This window comes from Truepera radiovictrix DSM 17093, from assembly GCF_000092425.1.
GTDB classification, from domain to species: domain Bacteria; phylum Deinococcota; class Deinococci; order Deinococcales; family Trueperaceae; genus Truepera; species Truepera radiovictrix.
In genome coordinates, this window is sequence record NC_014221.1 from 2,882,674 (window position 1) to 2,907,848 (window position 25,175).

Below are 25,175 nucleotides of genomic sequence, written 5' to 3' on the forward strand. Positions count from 1 at the left end.
CCCTTGCTAGACTCGTTTTATGACGACACCGACCCTTACGGTCATCGGCGCGGGCATGGCCGGTTCGGACGCGGCCTTTGCGGCGGCCAAGCTAGGCGTCAAGGTGGCACTTTATGAAATGCGCCCCGCCAAGATGACCCCCGCGCACCGCACGGGCAGCTTTGCCGAACTGGTCTGCTCGAACTCGTTTGGCGGCGAGGGCGAGGCGAACGCCAAAGGGCTCCTGCAGCGCGAGATGCTCGCCGCCGGTGGGCTTGTGATGACGAGCGCGCACGCGACTCGGGTGCCCGCCGGGGGCGCGCTCGCGGTCGACCGCGAGGCGTTTAGCGCGCGGGTGACCGAGGCCCTGTGCGAGCACCCGAACATCACCGTGCACACCGAGGAGCTGACCGAGCTTCCAGACGGCGTGGTCGTCGTCGCTTCGGGGCCCCTGACCTCGGACGCGCTCGCCGAGAGCTTGCGCAAGAGCGTCGGCGAGGACTTTCTGGGCTTTTACGACGCCGCCGCCCCCGTGATCGACATAGACTCCATCGACATGGGGATCGCCTACCGCAAAGGGCGCTACGACCAAGCCGCCGACTACCTCAACCTGCCCTTTACCAAAGAGCAGTACGACGCTTGGTATGACGCCCTTACCCGGGCGCGACAGCACACCCCGCACGACTGGGAGAAGCTCGAGTTCTTCGAGGGCTGCATGCCCATCGAGGAGCTCGCGCGGCGCGGCCCCGACACCCCCCGCTTCGGGCCCCTCAAACCGGTCGGTCTGGAGCACCCCGAGACGGGGGAGCGCCCCTACGCCGTGGCGCAGCTCCGGCAGGAGGACGCGCGCGGTCAGATGTGGAGCCTTGTAGGGTTTCAGACCGGCCTCAAGTGGGGCGACCAGAAGGAGGTCGTGCGGCTTATCCCGGGGTTGCAGAACGCCGAGGTGGTGCGCTACGGCGTGATGCACCGCAACACCTACCTCAACGCCCCCAGGCTCCTGACGCCGCACCTGAACCTGCGCGCGCACCCGCGGCTCTTCGTCGCGGGGGTCTTGGCGGGCACCGAGGGGTACCTCGAGTCCTCGGCCACGGGCTGGCTCGCCGGGACAAACGCGGCGCGGCAGCTCCTGGGCCTAGCGCCCGTGCTGCCGCCGGAGACCAGCATGCTGGGCGGGTTGGTCCGCTACCTCGCGAGCGCGAACCCGGACAACTTTCAACCGATGAACGCCAACTGGAGCCTCGTGCCCGCCCTGCCCAAGGTGCGGGGCGAGGGGAAAAAAGAGCGGCGCGCCAGGGCCTTTCGGCGGGGGCTGGAGGCCTTCGAGGGGTGGCTTCAGGAGGTGACCACCCCACCCGTGCTAAGCTAGGGGTGTGGCAAAAGTCGTGCTCGAGGTTCCCGGTGCGCTCGCTGCAGAGGCGCGCCAACGGGGCTTACTTACCCCCGAAGCGCTTCGAAAGTGGCTCGCAGACATGCTCCGACAGCGCCGCATCGAGGACTTTTTTGCCGCCGCCAACCCGAGCGCACCATCCTCGAGCTGGCGCGCGCCTCGCGTCTGCACCTCTGCACGAGCCCGCCACTACTTGCCGAACTGCAAGGGGTCTTGGCGCGAGAGAAGTTCAGACCCTACCCGCTGAGCGCGAAAACCAACGCCTACGATGTAACGCTAGGCTACGCAGCGCTCGCCACGGTCTTTCAAACCCCCACAATCGCTCCTGTTGTCGCAGCCGACCCCGACGACGCCGTCCTCGCCTGTACAGAGGCTTCAAAAAGCGCTTACATCGCGTCAGGGGATCGTCATCTTTTGGCGCTAGGCCGCTATGACGGGGTGCCTATCGTCAACGCTCGAGCGTTTGTCGAAGCTGAACTTTAAGTTGCCGAGGGGTCACGTATCGCCACACCGCTTTAGCGGCTTGGGTGCTCCCAACGCAGCACCTGCCCTAAAATGAGGAGGCGCTCGTGTCAAACTGACGCTATGACACCGAGGATGAGGGGTTGACGTGAAGATCTTCGTAACCGGAGCCGCTGGGTTTATCGGCAGCCACCTCGCCGAAGCGCTCGCCAAGCGGGGCGACACCGTCATCGGCGTGGACAACTTTAACGACTACTACGACCCGGGGCGCAAACGGCGCAACGCGGCCGCCGTCACGGCGCACCCCGGGGTGACGCTTCTCGAGGCTGACATCCGCGACCGCGAGCGGATGTTCGCGCTCTTTGAAGAGCACGCCTTCGACGCGGTCGCGCACATCGCGGCGATGGCCGGCGTGCGCAACTCGGTCGCCAACCCGGCGCTCTATATGGACGTCAACCTGGTCGCGACGCAAGGGCTCATGGACGCGGCGCGCACCTTCGGGGTGCAGAACTTCGTCTTCGCCTCGACCTCGTCGATCTACGGCGACACCCCCGACATCCCCTTCCGCGAGTCCGACCCCTGCGTGCGGCCGCCGCAACCTTATGCCGCCGCGAAGCGCGCCGCCGAGCTCTTGGGCTACACCTATCACCAGCTCTACGGCCTGCCCTTTACCGCCACGCGCTTTTTCACCGTCTACGGGCCGCGGGGCCGCCCCGACATGATGCCGGGGCTGTTGGCCGAGAGCCTCTTTTACGGCCGCACCATCCCGCTCTATGAGGGCGACATGCGCCGCGACTGGACCTATGTGGACGACATCGTCGCGGGCGTGGTGCTGGCTCTCGACAAGCCGCTCGGTTACGAGATCCTAAATCTGGGCCGGGGGGCGCCGCAACCCTTGGCCGCGTTTATCCGCGAGATGGAGCGAGTCGCCGGCAGACGCGCGAAGCTCGAGCCTAAGCCCAAGCTCCCCGCCGACGTGTACGTCACCTACGCCGACATCTCCAAGGCGCGTAAGCTCCTGGGGTTCGAGCCCAAGGTCTCCATCCCCGAGGGGGTCGAGCGGTTCTGGAGGTGGTTCGAGGCGGAGCAGCGCGACCTCGTGGGCGCGTAGGGTGCCGACCTCCTCGTACATCCAGGGGGTGCGTGACAAGATCGGGCACGGCCTACCGCTCAACCCCGGCGTGGCGGCGCTTATCCGCGACGAGACGGGGTGCGTTCTTCTGCAAAAGCGGAGCGACGACGGCTCCTAGGAGGTGCCCGCAGGGGGTATCGACCGGGGGAAACGCCCACCCAAGCTGCCTTTCGGGAGGTGTTCGAGGAGACGGGCTTGCTGACCGTACCTACGCCCGTCGTCGCGGTGCTCGGCAGCCAAGCCAGAACTTACCCAGACGTCATCGAACCGACCACCATCCTCTTCGAGAGCACCGTGGTCGGTGGAACGCTTGAGTCCCACGACGGGTAGGTGCTAGCTTTTCGTCACGTGCCGCCAAACGAGATGCCAGAGAGCCGCTTTTTTCTTTGCCGAGGACTTTACCGGCGTCTACTTCGGTTGGGATGAACGCTGACGTGAAACGCTCGTCTAAGGGAAATAACGGTAGATGTCCTTGCGATGTAAAACGCGTCTAAAAACAACCGTCTCCCCTTCTAGTGTCAGACCCAGACGGTACTCGCCGAGTTTGATCCGGTAAGCGTCACGATACCCCGTGAGCTTTTTAAGGTTGGCTACCTCACCTAGGGTCCTGGCCTGTGGCACCGTCTCAAAAGCGAGGGTATGGATGCGGGAATAGGCATCCGTACCCTCGAGCTTTTTTAGGTCCTTGATAAAACTTCTCGCGTAGGCCGTCCTCATTCATCCTCGAGCGCCAGACGTGCTTGCTCAGGCCCGAGCAGGTCATCCCCTGCGGTTTCCCGGAGGGCACGTACAAGCCCTTCGTCCTCCAACGCTTCTAACAGCTTTTCATACTGCTCGATAGGCAAGAGGACATGCGTCTTGTGGCCCCGAGCGTCGTAGACAAACGCGGCAACTTCATTAAGGTCAAGCATGCTTTGAGTTTAACCGTGCTAGGGAGCGTGCACGCTGACCCCACCGCGCTACCGCACCGCCCCCGGGTCCTGCCCCTGCTGCACCACCCGCGTCCAGGCCTCGAGCCAGGCGTCTAGGTTGGCCGCCACCTCGTCGAAGGCGATTTCGGCCACGTGCTCGGGTTCGGGCAGACCGCCGTGCTCTCTAAACACCTCCGGCACCTCGGCGTCCTCGCTCACGGGGTAGACGAACATGTTTAGGGGGATGTCCTCTTGCACCTCGCGCGAGAGCAGCCAGTCGATAAAGGTTCGCGCCGCCTCGACGTTGTCGCTCCCCGCCAAGATCCCCGCCGCTTCGATCTGTTCAAACACGCACCCCTCGCAGAAGAGGTTGGCGGTCGGCGCGGCGTCCAGCGCCTCCTCGGCAAAGACCACCTCGGCCGCGGGTGACGAGGCGTACGAGAGCACGATCGGCCGGTCGCCGCCGTAGCGGGTGAACGCGGTGTAGTAGGCGTCCGTCCACCCGTCGGTGACCTGCAGGCCGTTGTCGCGCAAGGCCGCCCAGTACGCCAGCCAACCGTCGCCGAACTTGGCGATAGTGGTGAGCATAAAGGCGAGCCCGGGGGAGCTGCTCGCGGGGTTTTGCACCACGGTGAGGTCTCTGTAGGCGGGCTCGGTGAGCGCCTCGAGGCTCGTGGGCGGCTCGAGCCCCTCGGCTTCAAACCACGCCACGTCGTAGTTGAAGTTGACGTAACCGACGTCGACGGGCGTCACCAGCTCGGAGAAGCGGTAGCGCTCGGGGACGCGCGCTAGCTGCGGGCTCGTGTACGGCTCGAAAAGGTCCGCTTGCGCCGCGCGCGCAATCAGGCTGTTGTCCACACCGAAGAGGACGTCGGCGAGCGGGTTCGCGCGGGTCAGGATGGCGCGGTTGACGGTCTCCCCCGCGTCGCCCCCCTGGATAAAGGTGACCTCAATACCGGTCTCCTCGGTAAAAGCCGCCACGAGCTCCTCGGAGAGGCTAAACGAGCTGTGGGTCAGCACCTCGAGGGTCTGCGCGGCGGCCGGAACGAACGCGCCCCCCAACGCCGCGCCGCCCAACGCCAGAAGCCACACATGAAGAGCTTGAAACATAAAAAATCCTTTCCGTCACCAGAAAGGAGGGCGCAGGACCCGCGCGCAGGCTGCGGCGTCCCCGACGTCACGCTCCCTCCGCCGGTCTTAACCGGATCAGGTTCGTAAGGGTATGGTCTCAGCCGCCGTGGCCTTCTTCGGCAGCACCCCTGGTGACAAGACGACGCTACCCCGCCGCTTCGGGGGTGTCAAGCGGCGAGGCGACGAGGCGCGTTAGAAATTAAACCCCAAGCGGAAGCCGAACACCCCCGTGGGGTGCGTCGGCGAAAAGCCGTAGTCGAGGCGCAGCGGGGGGATGGCAAGGCCGCCGCCGAAGCCGATGTTGATCTGCAACCCCACGCCGGCGCTCGGCAGCAGCGCGGCGTCGACGCTCGAGGCGTACCCGAGGTCGACGAACGCGAGCCCCACGACCGTCTGCGTCACGGCGGTCGCGAGCCCGAAGTCGTAGCGGTACTCGGCGGTCGCCGTGGCGTAGGTCTGCGCCGGGTTGATGTCCTCGCGGCGGTAGCCGCGGATCAGGGTCGCTTCGTTGTTGGTGTCGCCGACGATAAACAGCCGGCTCTCGGGGTAGTCGGCGCCGAACTGGTGGCCGACGTTGGCGCGAAACGCGAAGACGTGGTTGCGGTCGCTAAAGGGGGTGAGGTAGGTGCGGCCGCCGAGCTCGAGCTGCTGGTAGGTGTAGCCCTGCTGGACGCCGGCGACGCTAAAGTCGTTGCCGAAGCCTACCCCGCCGCCGACGGTGACCCGGTAGCCCTCGCGGGCAAACTCGGGGTTGTCGCGGGTGTCGTAGGCGAGGGTCGAACCGATAAAGCTCGAGAAGCCCGACTGCGGGACGAAAGCCCGCGCCTGCGCGACGGGTAGCGCGCAGGTGTCGGTGATCGCCCCCGGCGCGCAGACCTCAGCGGGAGGCTCGAGCGCGTAGTCGCTGCGGGTAAAACGCGCGGTGAGACCCGCCGAGAGGTTGGGGATCACCGGCCGCCCGACGCCGAAGCGGAAACCGCTGTCACGCTGGGTGTACTCGCCGATCAGCACGCGCTCCTCGTCGGGGCACTCGCCGCCACCCAAACAGACGCGGCGCCCCCCCTCGAAGGTGAGCGGTTGGTTCGAGACCACCTCGCTAAAGACCTCGCCGCTCAGCTCGGTCGCAACCTCCTGGAAGTCCAGGAAGTCGAGGTAGAGCCACGGGATGGTGTAGGCGAGGCTGCCCCCGACCAAAAAGCCGATGTCCGAGGTTCGCGCGCTGATCGAGGCGCTCGCGCGGTGCGCCTCGCCGAAGAGGTTGGTGTCGCTCACCGACAGGTCGGTGCCAAACGCGATGCCCCCTTCCGTGGTGAGCTCCGCCGACGGGCGCAGGGTGCGCGAGGGCAGTTCGCGCGCGGCGAAGCGGAGCACCTGCTCGCTCGGGTCCTCCGTCGGGATCAACCCGACCTGCGTGGGCTGCACGATCTGCAGCCGGCTGATCTGCAGCACGGCGCGCTGCACCGCGTTCTGGTTGTAGACGCTGCCGACTGGGGGCAAGTAGCGGGTGATAACCGCGGGGTTGGTGCGCGGCGCGTCGGCAAGGAGGTCAACCTCGTACCCCGCGATCCGCACCTCCCGCAACCGCTGCACGTAGGTACCGTCTAGAAAGTTAAAGTTCGGTTCGGGGACGAGCAGGTACCCGGCGGCGGCGTAGCGTTCGCTGAGGCGCGCGAAGTCCTCTTGCGCCAGCGCCGAGGTAAAGGTGTCGCCGACGCCGAGCGCCAACACCTCGAGGAGCTCCTCGTCGGTCAGGGCGGTGTTCCCCTCGATACGCACCGCGGTGATCGGGCCGGCCGTACCGGGCGGCTCCGAGGTAAAGACCACCCGCACCCCCCCCTCCGGCGTCGTCTGGGTCTCCAAGCGGATGTCGCGGTCGCCCCCCTCGGCGAGGCGGCGTACGTCGGCGAGGAGCGCGTCGTAGTTGAAGAGGTCGCCGGGTTGCAGCGACAGCTCCGCGGGGTCGACCCCGATAGCGGTGGTGTCGAGGCTGAGGATAGAGAGCTCGACGAGCTGCACGCGCAGCGTCCCGCCGACGAGCTCGCTGCGCTGCGCGTCGACCCCGCTGCCGCGAAACCCGCGCGCTTCGTAGGCGTCTGCGACGCGCCCAACCGCCGCGGTGTAGGCCTGCAAATTGAAGGCGTCGGCGCCCACGAGCGGCCGGAAGAGGTCGCGCAGCTCGCTCTCGCCCAGCACCGTCGCGCCCGCAAAGGTGAGGGTGTCCAGGGGTGGCGATTCGTCGACGGTGTAGATGAGGCGCAGCGCCTCGGCCTCGGCGAAGTCGACGCTCGCCGGGGGCGCTTCTGCCTCCTCGTCCTCGTCGGTGGGGGGCGCCTCGCCGGGCGTCATCGGGAGCACCGACAGCGTCACCGGGATCGTCCCCGGAAAACCGACCGCCTGCTGGTAGATCGCCTGCAGGGTCCCGACGGCCTCCTGCGCGCGGGCGCTGTTAAAGGGGCTGCCGACTTCGATCAGGTTTTCCTGCTGCAGCGCCGCCAAGACCGCCTCGGTGCTAAGCTGCGAGCCGCGCAGCTCGACCGCCCCGATGGGCGGGTTTTCGCGCACCCGCACGACCATCACGGGGCCAGCCGCGGACGCCTCGAGGCTGACGCTCACCTCCGAAAAGGTGCCCAGGTTGTAGACGCGGTTGCGCTCGGCCTCGAGGTTGATGCTCTCGACGGGGGTACCGGGGCGCGCCACGAGCCGCACCCGTACCAGGCTCTCCGTGGTGGGGCTGCTGACCCCTTCGATGCGGACCTCGGCGAGATCGCCGGCGATCTCGGCGGTTTGCGGCGCAGCGGGGGCGCTCTGGCCCCACGCCGCGGGGAGCAGAAGGCACGTCAAGAGGAGAAGGTGAAAAGCCCTAGGCATGGCGCCCAGTTTAACCTTGCAGGGGGTGAGAACTCCCCGGAGCGCGTGAACATCCGGTCACCTCGAGGACGCCGCGGCGGATGAGGCGCGCGCGCCCTCCCCTAGCGCTGCCCGAGCGCTCAGCCGACCGGCCCGCCACATTGCTATGATGCACCCCATGCCCCTTTCAGAAGCCCCTCCCCTACAAAGGACGCTGCACGACGCGGTAGACGCCGTGCGCGCCCACACCGACTTCGCCCCCGAGATCGCCCTGATCCTCGGGTCGGGCCTCGGGCCGCTCGCCGACGAGATCGCCGCGCAAGCCACCCTCCCCTACCGCGAGATCCCCGGCTTCGCACCGAGCACCGCCCCCGGCCACGCCGGAGAACTCATCCTCGGAACGCTCGCGGGCCGCGACGTCGTCGCCATGAAGGGGCGGCTGCACGTCTACGAGGGGATCACGGCGGCCCAAGCGGCCTTCCCGGTACGCCTCATGCACGCCCTCGGCGCCCGCAGCCTCGTGGTCAGCAACGCCTGCGGCGGCCTCAACCCCCACTTCCGCGCGGGCGAGATCATGCTGCAGCTCGACTTCATCAACTTTACGGGTACAAACGCCCTTATCGGCCCCAACGACGAGGCGCTCGGCCCCCGCTTCCCCGTCGCCTTCGACGCCTACGACCCCGAATACCTCGAGACCGCCCGCGCGGTCGCGCGCCGCGAAGATATCCGCCTGTGCGAGGGGGTCTATCTGGCGATCAGCGGCCCGAGCTACGCCAGCCGCGCCGAGCTGCGCATGTTCCGCGGCTTCGGCGCCGACGCCATCGGGATGTCGACCGTCCACGAGGTGCTCGTCGCGCGCCATCAAGGGCTGCGCGTGTTGGGGCTCTCGGTGGTGACCGACATGGCGCTCCCCGACGGGGAACGCCACGCCGACGAGGGGGACGTGCTCGAGACCGCCGCGCGGACCGGCCCCACCTTTCGGCGCTTGGTCAAGGCGCTCTTACCGCACCTTTAGCTGCCGCTTACCCGCATGAGTGCGCTAGACGCCGTCAAGACGCGCCTCGAGCGCGCCTGCGCGCGCGCAGGGCGCGACCCCCGGGCCGTGACGCTGGTCGCCGTCACCAAAGGGCGCAGCGCCGAGGAGGTCGAGGCGCAGCTTTTGGGGCGCGGCCACCTCACGCTGGGCGAGAGCCGCGTCCAGGAGTGGCGCAGCAAAGCCGCGCGGCTTGCCGAGCGGGGCTGGGCGCCCGAATGGCACTTTATCGGCAACCTGCAGACGAACAAGGTCAAGTACTGCGCGCCCTTTTACGCGCTGCACTCGCTCAACTCGAGGCGTCTTGCCGAGGCGCTCGAGGCTTTCGGCGCGAGGCGCGCGCACCGCTTTCGGGTCTTTGTCGAGGTCAACGTCGCGGGCGAGGCGAGCAAGCAGGGCGTACCCCTGGCCGAAGCCGAGGCGCTCGTGCGCTACGCGCAAGGGTTGCCGCACCTCGAGGTCTTGGGGCTCATGACCATCGCCCCCTATAGCCACGACCCGGAGGCGGTGAGACCGGTGTTCCGGGCGCTCCGCGAGCTGCGTGATAGACTCGCGCTAGAGGCGCTCTCGATGGGGATGAGCGGCGACTTCGAGGTCGCCATCGAGGAGGGGGCGACGCACGTGCGCGTAGGTTCGGCGCTGTTTACGCCCGACACCGCGACCCTTCCGGAGCCCCCCGCCGGACCGCGTGACAGGAAAGGGACCGCGTGAAACTCAGCCCACTCGACATCCAGCACCAGGAGTTTGCAACCGCCCTCAACGGTTTTAACAAGGCGCAGGTGCGCGACTTTCTGGAGCAGGCCGCCGAGGCTCTAGAGGCGCTCGCCCGCGAAAACCAGGCGCTCAAAGACGAACTCGTCAAACGCGACGCGTTAATTAGCGAGCTGCGCGCCGGCGAGAGCGAGCTGCGCCGCGCGGTCGTCTCGGCCGAACGCCTCGGCAGCGAGATGAAAGAGCGGGCACAGCGCGAAGCCGAGCTGATCATCCAAGAGGCCAAGGCCGAGCGCGCCGCCCTGCTGCGCGAAGCCGAAGCCGAGCTGCGCGAGCTTAAAGCCGAGTTCGCCCGCACCGAACGCGAGCACCGGCTCTTTAGCGAGCAGTTTCGCGGCATGCTGCGCGCTTATGAGCGCAGCTTAGACAGCGTGAGCCGTACGCCGGGGGTGCCGGTCATCCGCGACGAGTAGCCTAGGCGTTCACCAGAGCGGGGACGGCGCGACGGCCGTCCCCGAACGGTTGCGAGCACGGGTATCGCTGCTAGAAGCCCTCGGCGATCTCCTCGAGGGTGTCCGTGTCGAGCAAGACGATCGAGCGGTAGCCCGACTCGATGAGCCCCTCGCTGCGCAGCTCGGTGATGATCTTCGAGACGCTTTCACGCGTGCTCGCGGTGCCCTCGGCGATGAGCTCGTGCGTCGCCGAGACGACGATGCGTCCCTCGTCGTTGCGGGTCGCGAGCGGCGTCTCCGAGAGGCTCATGAGGTAGCGCGCGACGCGCTGGCGCAGGTCACCCGTCTGGAGGTGATACTCGTAGTCCATGAGGCGCTGCATCTGGCGCGACAGCGACTGCGTGATGGTCATGAGGTCGCTGTGGTTGATCAGCTGCGGGTCGATCGCTTCGACCTGCGCGTTGGTGAGCGCTTCGGCCATCTCCTCACGGCGGGCGTCCATAAAGGCTTCTTCGCCGAAGAAGTCACCGGGCATCACGTGGCGCACGGTCAGGATGCGCCCCTCGGGGGTCATCCGGGTAATGCGGATCAGGCCGTCGCGGACGCGAAACACCGACTGAGCGGGGTCACCGTTGTGATAAAGCGTCTGCTTCCGTTGAAAGCGCAGCATCTGGCTGGGCGCCTCGATAGGGACGTCGGTTTGTTTGGCAGCGTCGTTCATCGTGCTATTCATGATGCCTCCCGTAACGTGTGAGGGCTTGAAGCGGACCGTATCGGCAGATGGTGTCAGCGTGTCTAGCGCGGCGTCTATGCGCGTCGTACGTTGTTGAGGTCGTTAAACCGTCACACCCTCGTGCCCCCTTTCGCTGCCACCCCGGCACGGAAAGTAGCGGGGGCAACGCGCAGCGTAGCGAGCGCTCACGCGCGCATCACCCCCTTTTCAAGGACGAGGTCGTTAAAGCGTTCGACCGCCAAAGCCCCCTCTTCGGCGAGGAAGGTGCCGCCCAAGCTCTGCGCGAGCTCCGGCTGGCGGTTGAAAAAGCCGCCGCCGAAAGCGAGCACGGGGGCGATCCCTTGAAGGTAGCGGCGCCCCGCTTGCAGCTGCCGAAAGGCCTCGGGGGAGGAGGCCGAGATCATGACGCCTACGGGAGCGAGCTCGTCGGCCATCTCGCGCAGCTCTTTAAGCGGCGTGTTGGCCCCGACGTAGAGGACGCGGTAACCCGCGCGGCGCAAAAGCACCGCGAGGCAGAGCGCGCCGAGTTCGTGCTGCTCCGACGGGGCGCAGGCAATGATGACCATGGGCGCCCGTTTGGGGTTGCCCATCACGCTTAGCAGCGCCCGCAGACGCCCGTGGAGGTACGCGCTCGCGAAGTGCTCGGTCGTCGTCGACACCGCGCCGCGGTGCCACAGGGTCCCGATCTCGACCATCGTCTTGCGCACGAGCTCGAGCACCGTCTCAACCGGGTGCAGCGCGTGCGCTTCGCCGAGCAGCCTTTCGGCGGCGGCTTCGTCGAGCTGGACAAGCGCCCCGACGAGCCCCGCTTGCAGTTCGCTGAGCGTGCTCGGCCGCGCGGGGGCGGGCTCGAGCTGGCGCACGAGCTCGGCGGCGCGCGAAGCGGGCACCCCCTCGGCGATAAAGCGCTTCATCGCCTCGATAAGGCGCACGTCCTCGTCGCAGTAGAGCCGGTACCCCGAAGTCGAGCGTTCGGGTTTAGGGAAGCCGTAGCGCCGCTCCCACTGGCGCAGCGTGCTGCCCGACACCTTCGTACGTTCCTCGACTTCGTTGACGGTGTAACGACCCCTACTCACACGCACCTCTCTCGCGATGGCCTCTCCACAGCGAGGTCTGTACAACCTCTGAACAAGCGTAGGGCAAGTATAGCACCACCTTGTACAATGTCAATACTGACAAATGTACCTAAGGGGTGGACTCAGGGACGCAAAAATGACCTTTTTGCTCGACTAACCTTGCACGTGAGCTGTGGAAGCTTTGTCCATAAGAATTGTGAGCTGCGTAGGATTGTACCCGAGCTTGTACAAGGTTGTGTACGAGGTTGTGTACTGTCGCGCAGCGCCTAGCGTAGCGGGCCCCCCTCCGCGGCGCCGCCACGGTGCGGCGCGGTAGACTCGTGCCGATGACGCTGACCGATTTCCCCCACCACCCCCCTGCGAAGGCGCCGCGCAAAGCGGTGCTCATCTACACCGACGGCTCGTGCGACACCGCCTCGCGGCGGGGCGGCTGGAGCTATCTGCTCGTCTACGGCGAGCACCGCAAGACCGCCTCGGGGTCTGCGAGCGACACGACAAACAACCGTATGGAGCTGACCGCCGCGGTCGAAGCGCTCTCGGCGCTGACCGAACCCTGCGCCGTGACCCTGGTGACCGACTCGCAGTACCTCAAAAAGGCCTTTAGCGAGGGGTGGCTGCGCAGCTGGCAGCGCAACGGCTGGCGCACGGCGGGAAAGCAGCCGGTCAAAAATCGCGACCTCTGGGAGCGGCTGCTGGAACTCACCGCGCGCCACCAACTCACCTGGCGCTGGACCAGGGGGCACGCGGGAGACCCCGAAAACGAGCTCGTCGACCGCCTAGCGCTCCAAGCGCGGCAGCGCGGCCGCTAAAGGGCGCTCAGGCGCTCCAACAGTCGCGCCAACACCCCGTACCCCACGCTTAAAGAGGCGGGCTCGAGCCACTCGGAGAGGCGGTGCGCGTCGCCGCCGCGGTAGACCCCGAAGGCGATAGCCGGGACGCCCGCCGCCATCGCCGCGTTCGCGTCGGTGCTGCTCGCCGCGAGGCGCACGTTCACCCCGGCCTCGCGCAGCGCCGCCTGCGCTTCACGCACGAGCGCGGCGTTGGGCACGCTCGCGGTCGGGCGGTCGCCGACGCACCGGACCGCGAGCTCGACGCCATGCTTGCGCGCCACCCGCGCGAGCCGCTTGCGCGCGCCCTGCTCGAGCCGCGCGAGCGTCGCGGCGTCGGTGCTGCGCAGGTCGAGGTTAAACCCCGCGCGTTGGGCGATCGCGTTGACGCTCGAGCCCCCCCAGACCTGACCGACGTTGTACGAGCTGCGCGGCAGCTCCGGCACGGGGAGCTTGCCGAGGCTAAAGACGGCCTCACCGAGGGCGTGCGTCGCGCTCGGCGCCGGGAAGTCGCCCCACGAGTGGCCGCCGCGCGCCGAGAAGGTGATCTCGAAGCGTTTGGAGCCGACCGAGGCGTGGATAAGCGCCCCGAGGTGGCCGTCGAGCGCCACCATGAGGTCGAAGTCGTGGGCGCGCTCCGCCATAAGGTGCCGGATGCCGCGCAGGTCGCCTAGCCCCTCCTCGCCGACGGTAGCAGCGACCGTGAGGCGCGGCCGCAACGGGTGCGCGTCCCTGCGCTGCAGGTAGAAGAGCAGCACCGCCAAGCTCGCGCTGTTGTCGCCGATCCCCGGCGCGAGGAGCCTCGCGCCTTCGGCGCGAACCCGCACGTCGGTGCCGGCGGGGAACACGGTGTCGAGGTGCGCGGCGATCAACAGCCGCGGCCCGCTACCGCCGGGGACCTCGGCCGTGACGTTGCCGACCGCGTCGGTGCGGGGCGTTAGACCCGCGCGCTCGAGCAGCTGCGCGACGAGCGCGCCGCGCGCAGCCTCCTCAAAGGTCGGCGCCGGCACCTCGCAGATGCGCGTCAAGAGGGCGACGAGCTCGCGCTCGTGCCCCGCTGCGCGCGCGCTCACGGCTCGAGCTGCGCGCGCAGCGCCCCGAGCGCAGCGAACGGGTGCGGCGCCCCCTGGGGGAGCCAGCGGCAGAAACTGGGTCCCCCGTCGGGGGTGAGGCGGTGCGGGCAGGCCGGGCACTCGGGGTACGCGAGCTCGGTGTAGGCCAGCTCAGGGAGCCCCGCGGGCCCCTCGCAGGTGCGCCCGCAACCCGCCCTAAAACGCGCGCTGCGCAAGGGCGCGCGGCCGGCGCTAGCTTTCATGCGTCAGGGTGGCGATGCCCTCGCGCAGGGCGTAGAGCGCCGCTTGGGTGCGGTTGTTGAGGCGCAGTTTGGAAAAGATCTCCGACAGGCGGTTGCGCACCGTCTTCTCGCTCACCCCAAGTGAGACCGCGATCTCTTGGTTCGACGCCCCTTGGGCGAGCAGCCGCAAAATGGTCGCTTCGCGTTCGGTGAGCTCCGAAAGGCGGTGCTCGGGGTGCTCGGGGGTTTCGGACTTGGCGCGGCTAAACTCGTCTAAGACCGACGCCGCGAGCTCGGCGCGCAGCAGCGTCTCCCCCTCGTCGACGCGCCGAATGGCGCTGATCAGGTCGTCCGCCCCGGCGTCTTTGAGCAAGTAGCCGCGCGCCCCCGCTTTGACCGCCTCGAAGACGTAGCGGTCTTGGCGGTACATGGTGAGGATGATGACCTTGGCGTCGGGGAACTCCTCGAGGATCGTCTTCGTCGCGGCGACCCCGTCGAGTTCGGGCATCTGGATGTCCATCAAGATGACGTCGGGGTGGGTCTCGAGGGCGTAGCGCACCGCCTCGCGCCCCGTGGCCGCCTCGCCGATCACCCGAAAGCCCTCCTCGGTCTCGAGGATGCTCCGCAGCCCCTGGCGAAACATGGCGTGGTCGTCGCAGATGAGCAGGCGCGTCACCCCCTCATGGTAACGCACCCCGGCGCCCCCGACCTACCCAGCACCTACAAAGCCCTACCGCCAAAGCGCCTCGCGAGCTCAGCGTGACCCCCGCCACTAGCGGTCTGGCGCTGCGCCGGGCGCCTTAAACGCGGGTGGCCCCAAAGGGGTACCCTAAAGGCAACCGGAGGCCCCGTGACACCACCCGCCGACACCCCCACCGCCACGGTTCCAGAACGCCCCGCGTTTCACGTCATGATTAAACCGGGCGGGGCGATCTGTAACCTCGACTGCGCGTACTGCTACTTTTTAAGCAAAGAGCTCCTCTACCCCGGCAGCCGCTTCCGTATGGCCTACGAGCTGCTCGAGACCTACACGGCGCAGTACATCGCGGCGCAGCGCGTCCCCGAGGTGACCTTTGCCTGGCAGGGGGGGGAGCCGACGCTGTTGGGGCTCGAGTTCTACCGCCACGCCTTCGCCTTGCAGCGACGCTACCGCCGCCCGGGGATGCGCATCCACAACACCTTTCAGACCAACGGCGTGCTCTTAGACGACGCCTGGTGCGCGTTTCTCAAAGAGCACGAGGTCTTGGTCGGGCTCTCGCTCGACGGGCCCGAGAGGCTGCACGACGCCTACCGCGTCAACAAGGGCGGTAAGGGCACCTTTCAGGAGGTCATGCGCGGTCTCGGCTACCTTAAAAAGCACGGCGTCGCCTTTAACGTCCTCACCACCGTCCACGCCGCCAACGCCCCCTACCCGGAGGAGGTGTACGCGTTTTTGCGCGACGAGGTCGGGGCGCAGTTTCTGCAGTTTATCCCCATCGTCGAACGCGACACCGCGAGCGGGTCCCGCGTGACCGAGCGCTCGGTCACCGCCGAGGGGTACGGGCGCTTTATGACACGGGTCTTCGACCTCTGGGTGCGCCGCGACGTCGGGCGCGTCTTCGTGCAGCTCTTTGACGTGGCGCTCGCGGCGTGGCTCGGCCTCGAGCCCGGTCTATGCGTGTTCGCGCGCACCTGCGGGGGCGCGTTGGCCTTGGAGCATAACGGCGACCTCTACAGCTGCGACCACTTCGTCGAACCGGCCTACAAGCTCGGCAACCTGCTCGAGCTGCCCCTCGCGAGCATGGTCGGCAGCGAGCAGCAGCGCGCGTTCGGCGAGGCGAAGGCGTCTACGCTGCCGCAGTACTGCCGGCGGTGCGAGGTGCGCTTCGTCTGTAACGGCGGCTGTCCAAAAGACCGCATCCGCACCACGCCGGACGGCGAGCCGGGGCTCAACTACCTCTGCGCGGGCTACCGCGCGTTCTTTAACCACATCGCCCCCGCGATGCGCTTTATGGCCGCGGAGCTGCGCGCGGGGCGCTCACCCGCCAACATCATGCCGCACCTCGCGCGCCAAGCGGCGCAGCCGGAGCGCCGCGCGGCGGGGGGGTCGCGCAACGCCCCCTGCCCCTGCGGCAGCGGCCGCAAGACGAAGCGCTGCTGCGGGGCGCGCCGCTAGCGTCCGCTCGGCGCAAAGGACGTGACAACGCCGGCGGAGTAGGGTATACTAACGCTCGCCGCTTGGGGAGAGGTGCCAGAGCGGTTGAATGGGACGGTCTCGAAAACCGTTGTGTCCTTTTAGGGCACCGTGGGTTCGAATCCCACCCTCTCCGCCAACTCTAAGGGACGCTCAGCTGCTGGCTGGGCGTTTTTTTCGGCACCACGAGCTTGCGCCGGTCACGTCATGACAGACCTCGACGGGTATCATCTCACAAGGCGCGCGTCGCCACGTTACCCGTTTTGGCGACGTAGCGCCGCCCTCGGGGGTTTGCCGCTGACACCCAGGTGCGCAACCCCGGCGGCTGACAACCGAGCACACGAAGGAGATACATGCAACACCCCAAAGGCACGCTGATCGAGCGCTGCAAACAGCTGAGACTCGGCGCCCCGAGCTTTAACACCCGCAACCTCGGCCCCGACCACGAACCGCGCTTCGAGAGCGAGGTCCTTATCCAGGGGGAGGTCTACGGTCGCGGCGAAGCGGGGACGAAGCGCGACGCCGAACGCCGCGCGAGCGAGGAGGCGCTCGAGGCGCTCGAGGCGCTCGCCGCGCGTACCGGCGCTGCAGCCTCGCACCGCGCCCAGGACCAGGGCGGCGCCGGCGACGAACCGTTCACCGGTCCCTGGCCGATCTTCCCGGAGGTGCTCGCAGCCAGCCTCACCGTCGCCGGCAGCCGCGTCAACCCGACCCTCATGGGAGAGACCGCCATCCTCGAAGTCCAGGCGCTCGCCCTGCAGCTCTACAAGGGCACGCTCGAGGCGTTGGGCGAGGTGATGGAGATTGAAGAGGAGGTGGGTCGCTAATCACGGGGGGTCAGCCGCGTGACTCGGACGCCTGCTCCCCCGCTGCGCGCCGCCTCCCTTTGGCCCACCTTTCGATCCGCGTCAACTCGTCCGTGGCGCGCTCTTTTTTAAGGAGCGCGATCACCTTGGGGTCAGCTTTGACCTCACCGGTACCGATCCCCTCGATGATGTCGAGCATCTTGGCGCTAAACGCGCGCAGCGGGGTGCTGTAACCGGCGGCGGCCGCCTCCTCGGGGGTCGGCTCGCTGAGCGACAAGAGGTCGTCCTCGAGGGCGTTCGTGCAGCTTTCGTTGACGCGCACGAGCACGTCACCGTAGTCGGTCGTCACGAGGTAGGTCTGAGGCATGCTAGAGGGTATCATCAGTAAGGGCCCCCTCGGGCTCCCTACCGGACGTCGGCGGGTCGCCTCGGTACCTTCGCGCTGCGCTAGGCCACTATGCATCCGGCAGACACCTGGCGCCCGAATGGCGCCCGAGCGCGCCGCAGCCCCGCCGGAGCGCCCCCGACAAGCCTGGGACGACGCCTCTCGGGGACCAGACTCGTCTTCGTCGGTTCGCCAACGCGTTTGGAGACCCCTTACCCCGCTAAACCACCTCGCCTAGCGCGCGCAGATAAGCGCCTAGAGACTTTTAGGTACAGACTATGGGCTATACCTCAGCGCGACCCACGCCGGGGGTGCTACACTCGCGCGGGGTTGGGCGCACCCCCCCCCGACACCCCTCCCATCAAGATGCTCTTCCCGCTCGCGGCCACGTTGGAGGGCCATGACTGACCTGCTCGCCCACTTCGCCACCCCCTTTACCGACCCCGTTTTGATCTTCGCCGCGGCGATGACGATCTTTCTGCTCGTGCCGCTCCTGTTCGAACGCCTCGGGATCCCGGGGATCATCGGGCTCATCCTCGCGGGGACGCTCGTCGGCCCGAACGGTTTGGGGCTCCTCGAGCGTGACGCCACCTTTCAGCTCCTCGGTCAAGCGGGGCTGTTGTACCTCATGTTCGTCGCGGGGCTCGAGATCGACTTGGGCGGCTTTCGCCGCAACCGCAACCGGAGCCTCGGTTTCGGCGCGCTGACCTTTCTGATCCCGCAGGGTCTGGGGACGCTGATGGCGCTCTATCTGCTCGACTTTAGCCTCCCGGTCGCCATCTTGCTCGCGAGCTTGTTCGCCTCGCACACCCTGCTCGCCTACCCCGTCGCCAGCCGGCTCGGCATCTCCAAATCCGACGTGGTGACGACCGGCGTCGGCGGCACCATCATCACGGACACCGCCGCGCTCTTGGTGCTGACCATCGTCGCCGCGTCGGCCGTCGGCGACCTCGACGCGCGCTTCTGGGCGACGCTCATCCCGTCGGTCGCGCTCTACACCTTTCTGATCCTCTGGGGGCTGCCGCGGCTCGGGCGCTGGTTTTTCCGCAACGTCAAAGCGGGCGGGGTCGCCGAGTACAGCTTCGTCCTCGCGGTCGCCTTTATCTGCTCGTTCTCAGCCGAGCTCGTACGCCTCGAGCCGATCATCGGCGCCTTTTTGGCCGGCCTCGCGCTTAACCGCCTGATCCCCCCCGCGAGCACCCTAATGACGCGCATCGAGTTTTTCGGCAACGCCCTCTTTATCCCCTTTTTCCTCGTCTCGACGGGGATGCTGGTCGACGTCCAGGTGCTTATCGAAGACCGCAGCGCCTGGCTCGTCGCGGGGGCGATGGTCGTCACCGTGACGCTCACGAAGTTTCTCGCGGCTTGGGGGACGAAACAGATCTTCGGCTACTCGAGCGCCGAGGGGATGGTGCTCTTCGGGCTCTCGGTGCCCCAAGCGGCGGCGACGCTCGCCGCCGTCGCGGTCGGCCTCAACCTGGGGCTCTTCGACGAAGCGGTGCTCAACGGGGCCATTTTAATGATCCTCGTCACCTGCCTTATCGGCCCCTCGGTGGTCAGCCACTTCGGTCGGCAGGTCGCGGTGCAAGAGGAGAGCGCCCCCTTTACCCTCAAGGACGCGCCCAGGCGGACCCTCATCCCGCTCGCCAACCCCGCGACCGCGAGCGCCCTGCTCGACCTCGCCTTTCTGGTTCGCGACAAGAGCTCGAGCGAACCCGTCTTGCCGCTCACGGTCGTCCCCGAAGACGAAAACGCCCTCGCGCAGGTCGCCGGCGCCGAGCGTATGCTTGCCCACGCGGTCGTGCACGCCGCCGAGGCCGACGTACCGATCACGCCGCTCACGCGCGTATCGCAAAACCGCGCCTCGGGCATCGTGCGCGCAGCGACCGAGGCCCGCGCCACGGACATCATCATCGGGTGGAACGGCAAACGGAGCGCGCCGCGGGCGATCTTTGGCAGCGTCATCGACCAGGTTCTCGAGCAGACCGACCAACTCGTCATGGTGAGCAAGCTCGACCACCCGGTGAGCACCCTCAAGCGCCTCGTCGTCGTGCTCCCCCCCCTGGTCGACTACAACCCGGGCTTTTACGACGCGGTGCACACCCTTAAACGCCTCGCGCAGCAGCTCTCCGGCGACCTCGAGGTGCTCGCCGTGCAGGGCGACACCGAACGCCTGAGCGCCCACTTCGCGGGCGTCAAACCCGACGTCCGGGTCCGCTACCACGGGATCACCAGCTGGGCGGCGCTCCGCCGCACCCTACGCGAGACCCTCACCCCCGACGACCTCGTCGTGGTGATGAGCGCGCGGCCGGGGACGGTAGCCTACTCGAGCTACCTCGAGCGCCTCCCCGGCGAACTCGCCAACCTCGCCGACGCCTTCGTAGTGCTCTACCCCTCCGAGCAGGCCTACAGCAGCACCGAGGAGCCCCAAGGGGTCTTTGCGCTGTTGCACCGCGAGCACGTGCTCCTCGACCTGCAGACGCCCAGCTACGCCGAGGCCATTGAACGGCTGCTCTACACCGCGATCCCCAAAGGGGGCGTGCAGACGCAGCGGGTGCTGCGCATGCTCGTCGAGGACGACATCGGTTTCTCGAGCGAGGTGTTGCCAGGGGTGCTGATCTCGCACGCGCGTGAACGCGGCATCCGGCAGCCCACGCTGTGCCTAGGTATCAGCCGCCAGGGTCTGTCGCACTACAGCTCGTCGCACACCATCTACGTGATCGTGCTCCTGTTAAGCCCCGCCGAGCTCCCCATGCAAGCGCACCTCGCCCGCCTCTCGGAGGTGTCGCAGCAGCTCGCCCACGCGGGGCAGATCAGCCGGCTCGTCTCCTGCAAAACCCCCGAGGAGGTGCTCGCGTGGTTTGCCCAGAGCCGCTCGGGGGAGCGCGCCAGAACCTCCCGCGACGAACCCAGGGAGGTGATCGGCGCCCTCGGTGTCACGTCAGGGAGCCCCTTCGACGCCGAAGGTTGACGCCAAGACCGGTTCTAGACACCAGCTCACGACCCCTAGACGGGCTCTGCTCGCCGAGGGGTCGTCGAGCTAGGTGCGATAAGGCCAGACGTGCCGGCGTCGCGGTGCGTCGCTGCCCCCCGGCACCCCCGACGCCCCATGAGCAGCGGCGCGAAACGCGCTGCGGGGCTAGGTGCGTGCTCGCGACCTCGTCCACGGCTTTGTGTGTTGGGCCCGCCCCGTCGCCGACGTCGTACGAACCAACCAGGGGTGTCGCTACGGATTACGGGCTCTGTCAGCGGCGTTCGTCTTGGGTTTGAGGCGCGGCGGGCTCTTAAACGCTGCCACGCGGGCGCCAGCTCCGACGCAGCGCCAGAGCGGTGCAGCGGTAGCCGCCTCGTCAGTTACCCGACTCGTCCAGAAACTTCTGCAGCTTCGCCGTGTCGACCGTGATCGGCGAGCGGCGGCGGCGCACCGCGCCGTACTCCAAAAGGCGCGCCAGGCAGTGCGACACGGTTTCGCGGGTCGCCCCGATCATCTTCGACAGGTCTTGTTGGGTGAGGTTGAGGTCGATCACCGTCCCACGCTCCCCCGGTTTGCCGAAGTCGTGCGCGAGCCGCAAGAGCAAGTTCGCGAGCCTTCCGGGGGCGTCGAACGCGCCCACCTCGGCAAAGCGCGTCTGCGCCTGCCAGAGGTTGGTCGACATCACCTGAATAAACTTCATGGCGATCTTGGGCTGCTGGGTCAAAAGCCGCTGAAAGTCGGCCTCGGGGAGCACGATGAGCGTGGTGTCCATGACCGCCTCGGCCTGGTTCGGGCGGCGCTCCGAAGGCAGCAGCAGAAGTTCGCCGAACGCGTCGTACTTGCCAAAGAGCGCGAGGATCATCTCTTTGCCGTTAGGGAAGTACATCGAGATCTTGACCATCCCCTCGCGGATAAAGTAGAGGGCGTCGGCGGGGTCCTCCATCCGGTAGATCACCTCCCCCGCTTTAAAGCGTTTGTAGGGGGTGATGCGCGACAGCTGCTCGAGCTCCTCCTCGGATAAGTCCTCGAAGAGTTGAGTATTCTTCAGGTGCCAGACCAGGCTAGGATACTCTTGCATCATACGAGCAGTGTACTGCAGATTTTCTTCAGAGCTTTCACATTTTTCACGTTCACCCCGAGCGGCGCGGATCCCCCCCCGAGAGTGAAGTTTCTAACCGGCCGCGCGACCTCCTAGGTCCCCCCGCCACCCGCGTCCTGGCGGCCCTGCGGGCGGCGCTTGGCCGCCGCCTCGCGCGCGCGCCGGCGCTCCGCTTCGAGCTCGGCCGCCTTGCGCTGCGCGCGCTCCTCGGGGGAGGCGCTCTCGACCTCGTGCGTGAGCCGGTTGTAACGCCCCTCGAGCTCGTTGAGGCGGGTCCCCTCCCAGAGCGACAGGCGCGCCGCGAAGTAGGCCGCGCGGGCGATGATGTGCGCGGCGACGGGGCCGGTCAGCAGGATGAAGAGCGCGGTGACGACCGCCCGCGCCGACACGCCGACGTCGTGGTGAAAGAGCGCGACCCCGAAGAGGATCAGCCCGGTGCCCAGGCTCCCCGCTTTCGAGGTCGCGTGTAGCCGCGTCGGCAGGTCGGGCATGCGCAGGAGCCCGATGCTGGCCACCAGCGCGAACCCCGACCCCAACAGGAGCACCGCGGCGATGAGGAGCTGCTCGAAAAGGCTCACTGCCCACCCCCTCTTTCGGCGTAACGGGCGAACGCCACCGTGCTGACAAAAGCGATGAGCGCGAGCGCGGCGGCGGCGTCGATAAAGGCCACCTGGCCCGACCAGACGGTGTAGAGCGCGATGAACGAGACCGTCAGGACGTTGACCAGCTCGAGCGCGGCGACCCGGTCGGGCAGCGTCGGGCCGCGGATCACCCGTACGAACGAGAGCGTCAGCGACACGAGCAGCGCGGCGAAGGCCAAAAGCACCACCACCACGAGAAAGGGTGAGAGCGGGGTCACCGCGTCACCTCCAACACGCGCCGCTCGAGGCCGCTCTTAATCTCGCGGCGCACCGCGTCGGGGTCGTCGCCCCCGTACATGCTGTGGATGTAGAGCACCCGTTTGTCATCCGACACGTCCAGGGTCAAGGTCCCCGGGGTCAGCGAGATAACGTTCGCCAGGAGCGTCACCGAAAAGTCGCCCTCGACGTCTAGGGGGACGGCGACGATGGCCGGGCTGATGTTTTGGCGCAGCTTGGGCCGCAGCACATCGGCGGCGACGCGAAAGCTCGAGCGGAAGAGCTCGCCGAGGAAAAAGAGCGCGAAGTAGACAGCGTACCAGAGCCGCGCCATGTACCCCGACCCGCCGAAGAGCGGCTGCGCGAAACCGACGACCAAGTAACCGATCAAAAACCCGACCACGAGTGACGCCGGCGAGAAGTTCGAGTTGATCGCCATCCACAAAATCGCCAAGAGCACGTTCAGAACGAAAAAGTTCACGGCGCCCCCCCTTCGAAGCTCCCGCCGGCGAGCGCCGAAGCCGCCTCGGTTCCGAGCACCGCTGCCACGTAGCGCTCGGTGCTTAGTAGCTCCGCTGCCGACGCGTCGGCGAGCACGAAAAAGGGCTGCGCGTAGATGCCGATGAGCACCGTTAACGAGGCGAGGAAGATGACCGGCAGGTAGAGCCCCCAGAGCTCCCCGAAGCGCGTACCGGTCGGCGCCTCGAGCTCACCCTCCGGCATCTTTTTCCAAAACGCCTCGTTCCAGATCTTGGTCATCGAGAAGAGCGTCAAAATCCCCACCACGAGCGCCACCCCGACGATCGCAAAGGCCCCGACCTCGAGCCCCGCGCGAATGAGGATGTACTTCGCCCAAAAGCCCGAGAGCGGCGGAAAGCCGGCCAGCGAAAAGGCGGGGACGAGAAAGAGCAGCGACAACAGCGGCGACGCCCGGTAGAGCCCGCCGATCTTTTTGAGCTCGAACGACCCCGTGAGGCGGGCGATAATCCCCCCCACGAAAAAGAGGTTGGCTTTGACGATGATGTGGTGGGTGATGTAAAACACTGAACCGACGAGCGCCAGGGGGGTGTAGAGCGCCAGCCCCATCACCATGTAGCCGATCTGGCTGATGATGTGCCACGATAGGATGCGCCGCACCTCGAACTGCGCCGCCGCCCCCAACACCCCCGTCACCATCGTCAACCCCGAGACCCAGAGGAGCAGCGTGTGGGTGTACCCCACGTCGCCGGTAAACAGGAGGGTAAAGGCGCGGATAAGGGTGTAGACGCCCACTTTGGTCAAAAGCCCCGCGAAGATCGCCGACACCGCCACCGGCGGCGTGTGGTACGACGCGGGCAGCCACGCGAAGAGCGGAAAGACCCCCGCTTTGAGGCCGAAGGCGATCAGGAAAAGGGTCGCGACCGCCGTCACGAGGCCGGGGTTCTCGACCTGCGGCAGCTTGAGCGCCAAGTCCGCCATGTTCAGCGTCCCGGTCATGCCGTAGGTGAGGCCGATGGCCGTGAGCAGCAGCGCCGACGACAGGAGGTTGATAAAGACGTACTTGAGGCTCCCGTCGAGCTGCGCGCGCTCGCCGCCCAGCGACATGAGGACAAACGAGGCGATCAGCATCACCTCGAACCAGACGTAGAGGTTAAAGAGGTCGCCCGTCAAAAAGGCGCCGTTGACGCCAAAGAGCAGCAGCTGCAAGAGCGGGTAGTAGCCGTAGTCGGTGCGCTCCGGGCCGATGTCTTGCAGCGAATAGACGGTCGTGGCGAGGCCGACGAGCGCGCTCAACACGACCATGATGGCGCCCAGGTGGTCGGCGACGAAGGTGATGCCGAAGGGCGCGGGCCAGTTGCCGACGTCGGCGACGAGGATCCCGCCGGTATGCACTTCGCTAAGGAGCGCGAGCGCGACGATCAGCAGCGTGAGCGACCCGAGGAGCGCCAGCAGGCGCTGCGCGCGGTCGTAGCGCCACAGCACGAGCGACAACGCGGCGCTTAACAGCGGCACCACCAACGGCGAGAGCAGAAGCCAGCTCACAGCGCCTCCCGCACGCCCGTCGGCGCCTCGGCGAGCGGCTCCGGCTCCGCGCCGGTCGGTTCGGGTGGCTCCGCGACCCGGATGGCGTCGGGGTCGACGGTCGCGAGCTCCTCGAAGTTGCGCAGCACCAGCACCGCCGAAAACGCGAGGAGCCCGAAGCCGATCACGATGGCGGTCAGGATAAGCGCTTGGGGGAGCGCGTTCGCTACCCCCGGCGGCGGCACCGTCTCACCCGCTGGAATCAGCGGCGGCTGACCGCGGGTAAGGCGCCCAACGGTAAAGATCAGCAGGTTGACCGCGTTCGTCATCAGGCCCAGGCCGAAGATAAAGCGCAAGGTGTTGCGGCTCAGCATGAGGTAGACCGCCGACGCGAAGATGCCCCCCGCGACGACCGCGAACAGCGCCTCCACTAGGCCTCCTCCAGCGAAAACACCGCTGCCAGGGTGCCGCCGATCACCACGAAGTACACGCCCAAGTCGAACACCGTCGGGGTACCCACCTTGAGCAGGTAGTTGGCGCTCAGGCGCCACTCGAGCCAGTACCCCGTCAAAAAGGGCGCGCCCGGAAAGGCTGCCAACAGGCCGCTCCCGACAGCGAGCACGAGCCCCAGACCGAGCAGCGTGCGCGGGTCGAAGCGCAGCGCCTGCTTCGCCGCCTCGATACCGTACGCGAGGGTGTAGAGGCCGAAGCCCGCGACCGCCATGAGCCCCCCCACGAAACCGCCCCCCGGTTCGTTGTGACCGCGCAGGAGCAAAAAGACCGAAAAGAGGAACATGAGCGTGACGAGAAGTCGCCCCACGACCTGCAGGATAAGCGAGTTCACCGTCCCCCCTCCCTCACCGCGCCTCCTGCGGCGAGCAGCACGTGCACCTTCATCCCAA

General features: G+C 67.3%; 27 protein-coding genes, 1 tRNA gene, 1 pseudogene and 1 riboswitch. Of the genes and pseudogenes, 12 read left to right on the forward strand and 17 right to left on the reverse strand.

All coding sequences use genetic code 11. The features are described from left to right. Positions 1-19 precede the first annotated feature (19 nt). The 4 genes from trmFO (at position 20) to TRAD_RS16740 (ending at position 3,293) form a co-directional block, all read left to right on the forward strand. Positions 20-1,348 carry a methylenetetrahydrofolate--tRNA-(uracil(54)-C(5))-methyltransferase (FADH(2)-oxidizing) TrmFO gene (gene trmFO / locus TRAD_RS13225; protein WP_013179118.1) on the forward strand — a complete coding sequence of 443 codons (1,329 nt, stop codon included), beginning with the start codon at positions 20-22 and terminating at the stop codon, positions 1,346-1,348. Positions 1,349-1,979: 631 nt separating this feature from the next. Further along, entirely contained in the window at positions 1,980-2,942 is a 963-nt protein-coding gene (locus TRAD_RS13230) for a GDP-mannose 4,6-dehydratase (protein WP_013179120.1), read from the forward strand. 1 nt (position 2,943) lies between these two features. Further along, positions 2,944-3,081 carry an NUDIX hydrolase gene (locus TRAD_RS16435; protein WP_185095176.1) on the forward strand — a complete coding sequence of 46 codons (138 nt, stop codon included), beginning with the start codon at positions 2,944-2,946 and terminating at the stop codon, positions 3,079-3,081. After that, positions 3,042-3,293 (forward strand): NUDIX domain-containing protein, encoded by a 252-nt coding sequence (locus tag TRAD_RS16740; RefSeq protein WP_148221259.1) that lies wholly within the window; start codon positions 3,042-3,044, stop codon positions 3,291-3,293. Before TRAD_RS16435 ends, TRAD_RS16740 begins: the two co-directional genes overlap by 40 nt. Positions 3,294-3,410: 117 nt before the next feature. Here the strand turns inward: TRAD_RS16740 and TRAD_RS16830 are convergent, their stop codons facing one another. From TRAD_RS16830 to TRAD_RS13255, 4 genes are all read right to left on the reverse strand, one after another. Then, the gene (locus tag TRAD_RS16830) at positions 3,411-3,680 is read right to left on the reverse strand and encodes a type II toxin-antitoxin system RelE family toxin (RefSeq protein ID WP_013179121.1); all 270 of its coding nucleotides are present in this window, start codon (positions 3,678-3,680) and stop codon (positions 3,411-3,413) included. After that, positions 3,677-3,874, reverse strand: coding sequence for a hypothetical protein (locus tag TRAD_RS13245; RefSeq protein ID WP_013179122.1), 198 nt, complete (start codon positions 3,872-3,874; stop codon positions 3,677-3,679). The genes TRAD_RS16830 and TRAD_RS13245 overlap by 4 nt, the downstream gene beginning before the upstream one ends. 48 nt (positions 3,875-3,922) lie before the next feature. Further along, positions 3,923-4,984, reverse strand: coding sequence for a thiamine ABC transporter substrate-binding protein (locus TRAD_RS13250; RefSeq protein ID WP_013179123.1), 1,062 nt, complete (start codon positions 4,982-4,984; stop codon positions 3,923-3,925). Positions 4,985-5,039: 55 nt separating this feature from the next. Beyond that, positions 5,040-5,145, reverse strand: a riboswitch (TPP riboswitch). 52 nt (positions 5,146-5,197) lie between these two features. Continuing rightward, on the reverse strand, positions 5,198-7,873 hold the full coding sequence (locus tag TRAD_RS13255) for a BamA/OMP85 family outer membrane protein (protein ID WP_013179124.1): 2,676 nt from the start codon (positions 7,871-7,873) through the stop codon (positions 5,198-5,200). Positions 7,874-8,030: 157 nt separating this feature from the next. Between TRAD_RS13255 and TRAD_RS13260 the strand changes: the two genes are divergently transcribed. From TRAD_RS13260 to TRAD_RS13270, 3 genes are read left to right on the forward strand one after another with little or no spacing between them, the layout of a single operon-like run. Then, positions 8,031-8,867: a purine-nucleoside phosphorylase gene (locus tag TRAD_RS13260; RefSeq protein ID WP_049773129.1), complete on the forward strand. Its 837-nt coding sequence runs from the start codon at positions 8,031-8,033 to the stop codon at positions 8,865-8,867. Positions 8,868-8,882: 15 nt separating this feature from the next. Continuing rightward, a complete protein-coding gene (locus TRAD_RS13265; RefSeq protein ID WP_013179126.1) occupies positions 8,883-9,596 on the forward strand; it encodes a YggS family pyridoxal phosphate-dependent enzyme in 714 nt (237 codons plus the stop codon). Beyond that, on the forward strand, positions 9,593-10,069 hold the full coding sequence (locus TRAD_RS13270) for a DivIVA domain-containing protein (RefSeq protein ID WP_013179127.1): 477 nt from the start codon (positions 9,593-9,595) through the stop codon (positions 10,067-10,069). Before TRAD_RS13265 ends, TRAD_RS13270 begins: the two co-directional genes overlap by 4 nt. A gap of 70 nt (positions 10,070-10,139) precedes the next feature. Here TRAD_RS13270 and TRAD_RS13275 read toward each other — a convergent pair whose 3' ends face one another. Continuing rightward, a complete protein-coding gene (locus TRAD_RS13275; RefSeq protein ID WP_013179128.1) occupies positions 10,140-10,781 on the reverse strand; it encodes a helix-turn-helix domain-containing protein in 642 nt (213 codons plus the stop codon). Positions 10,782-10,966: 185 nt separating this feature from the next. Beyond that, positions 10,967-11,857 carry a MerR family transcriptional regulator gene (locus tag TRAD_RS13280; RefSeq protein ID WP_185095177.1) on the reverse strand — a complete coding sequence of 297 codons (891 nt, stop codon included), beginning with the start codon at positions 11,855-11,857 and terminating at the stop codon, positions 10,967-10,969. A gap of 326 nt (positions 11,858-12,183) precedes the next feature. Between TRAD_RS13280 and rnhA the strand changes: the two genes are divergently transcribed. Then, entirely contained in the window at positions 12,184-12,666 is a 483-nt protein-coding gene (gene rnhA, locus TRAD_RS13285) for a ribonuclease HI (protein WP_013179130.1), read from the forward strand. On the opposite strand, the gene TRAD_RS13290 is transcribed toward rnhA, so the two are convergent. Genes TRAD_RS13290 through TRAD_RS13300 form a run of 3 tightly spaced genes read right to left on the reverse strand, consistent with a single transcriptional unit; the run spans position 12,663 to position 14,621 of the window. Further along, positions 12,663-13,757, reverse strand: a complete 1,095-nt coding sequence (locus tag TRAD_RS13290; RefSeq protein ID WP_013179131.1) for a M20/M25/M40 family metallo-hydrolase — start codon at positions 13,755-13,757, stop codon at positions 12,663-12,665. The genes rnhA and TRAD_RS13290 overlap by 4 nt on opposite strands. Next, positions 13,754-13,999 (reverse strand): hypothetical protein, encoded by a 246-nt coding sequence (locus tag TRAD_RS13295; RefSeq protein WP_013179132.1) that lies wholly within the window; start codon positions 13,997-13,999, stop codon positions 13,754-13,756. Before TRAD_RS13295 ends, TRAD_RS13290 begins: the two co-directional genes overlap by 4 nt. Beyond that, positions 13,989-14,621 carry a response regulator transcription factor gene (locus TRAD_RS13300; RefSeq protein WP_373466579.1) on the reverse strand — a complete coding sequence of 211 codons (633 nt, stop codon included), beginning with the start codon at positions 14,619-14,621 and terminating at the stop codon, positions 13,989-13,991. The genes TRAD_RS13295 and TRAD_RS13300 overlap by 11 nt, the downstream gene beginning before the upstream one ends. Positions 14,622-14,828: 207 nt before the next feature. On the opposite strand from TRAD_RS13300, the gene TRAD_RS13305 reads away from it, so the two are divergent. The 3 genes from TRAD_RS13305 to TRAD_RS13315 all read left to right on the forward strand — a co-directional run bounded on the left by TRAD_RS13305 (position 14,829) and on the right by TRAD_RS13315 (position 16,978). Next, the gene (locus TRAD_RS13305; protein WP_013179134.1) at positions 14,829-16,133 is read left to right on the forward strand and encodes an anaerobic sulfatase maturase; all 1,305 of its coding nucleotides are present in this window, start codon (positions 14,829-14,831) and stop codon (positions 16,131-16,133) included. A gap of 66 nt (positions 16,134-16,199) precedes the next feature. Beyond that, a tRNA-Ser gene (locus tag TRAD_RS13310) sits at positions 16,200-16,290 on the forward strand. Between the two features lie 214 nt (positions 16,291-16,504). Continuing rightward, positions 16,505-16,978 (forward strand): putative dsRNA-binding protein, encoded by a 474-nt coding sequence (locus tag TRAD_RS13315; RefSeq protein ID WP_013179135.1) that lies wholly within the window; start codon positions 16,505-16,507, stop codon positions 16,976-16,978. Positions 16,979-16,988: 10 nt separating this feature from the next. On the opposite strand, the gene TRAD_RS13320 is transcribed toward TRAD_RS13315, so the two are convergent. Continuing rightward, positions 16,989-17,324 (reverse strand): hypothetical protein, encoded by a 336-nt coding sequence (locus tag TRAD_RS13320; protein WP_041947310.1) that lies wholly within the window; start codon positions 17,322-17,324, stop codon positions 16,989-16,991. Positions 17,325-17,742: 418 nt separating this feature from the next. Between TRAD_RS13320 and TRAD_RS13325 the strand changes: the two genes are divergently transcribed. Then, positions 17,743-20,313: a cation:proton antiporter domain-containing protein gene (locus TRAD_RS13325; RefSeq protein WP_013179137.1), complete on the forward strand. Its 2,571-nt coding sequence runs from the start codon at positions 17,743-17,745 to the stop codon at positions 20,311-20,313. Between the two features lie 379 nt (positions 20,314-20,692). Here TRAD_RS13325 and TRAD_RS13330 read toward each other — a convergent pair whose 3' ends face one another. The 7 genes and pseudogenes from TRAD_RS13330 to TRAD_RS13360 all read right to left on the reverse strand — a co-directional run bounded on the left by TRAD_RS13330 (position 20,693) and on the right by TRAD_RS13360 (position 25,117). After that, positions 20,693-21,394 carry a Crp/Fnr family transcriptional regulator gene (locus tag TRAD_RS13330; RefSeq protein WP_148221354.1) on the reverse strand — a complete coding sequence of 234 codons (702 nt, stop codon included), beginning with the start codon at positions 21,392-21,394 and terminating at the stop codon, positions 20,693-20,695. A 224-nt stretch (positions 21,395-21,618) separates the two neighbouring features. Continuing rightward, a pseudogene (gene mnhG, locus TRAD_RS13335) lies at positions 21,619-21,993 on the reverse strand (monovalent cation/H(+) antiporter subunit G); the annotation flags it as partial. Continuing rightward, the gene (locus TRAD_RS13340) at positions 21,990-22,274 is read right to left on the reverse strand and encodes a monovalent cation/H+ antiporter complex subunit F (protein WP_013179140.1); all 285 of its coding nucleotides are present in this window, start codon (positions 22,272-22,274) and stop codon (positions 21,990-21,992) included. The gene TRAD_RS13340 and the pseudogene mnhG, both read right to left, overlap by 4 nt. Then, complete coding sequence (locus tag TRAD_RS13345; protein ID WP_013179141.1) at positions 22,271-22,753, reverse strand: Na+/H+ antiporter subunit E; 483 nt, start codon at positions 22,751-22,753, stop codon at positions 22,271-22,273. Before TRAD_RS13345 ends, TRAD_RS13340 begins: the two co-directional genes overlap by 4 nt. After that, positions 22,750-24,294, reverse strand: coding sequence for a Na+/H+ antiporter subunit D (locus tag TRAD_RS13350; protein WP_013179142.1), 1,545 nt, complete (start codon positions 24,292-24,294; stop codon positions 22,750-22,752). The genes TRAD_RS13345 and TRAD_RS13350 overlap by 4 nt, the downstream gene beginning before the upstream one ends. Then, positions 24,291-24,704 carry a Na+/H+ antiporter subunit C gene (locus TRAD_RS13355; protein ID WP_013179143.1) on the reverse strand — a complete coding sequence of 138 codons (414 nt, stop codon included), beginning with the start codon at positions 24,702-24,704 and terminating at the stop codon, positions 24,291-24,293. The genes TRAD_RS13350 and TRAD_RS13355 overlap by 4 nt, the downstream gene beginning before the upstream one ends. Then, the gene (locus TRAD_RS13360; protein WP_013179144.1) at positions 24,704-25,117 is read right to left on the reverse strand and encodes a Na+/H+ antiporter subunit B; all 414 of its coding nucleotides are present in this window, start codon (positions 25,115-25,117) and stop codon (positions 24,704-24,706) included. Before TRAD_RS13360 ends, TRAD_RS13355 begins: the two co-directional genes overlap by 1 nt. Between the last annotated feature and the right edge of the window lie 58 nt (positions 25,118-25,175).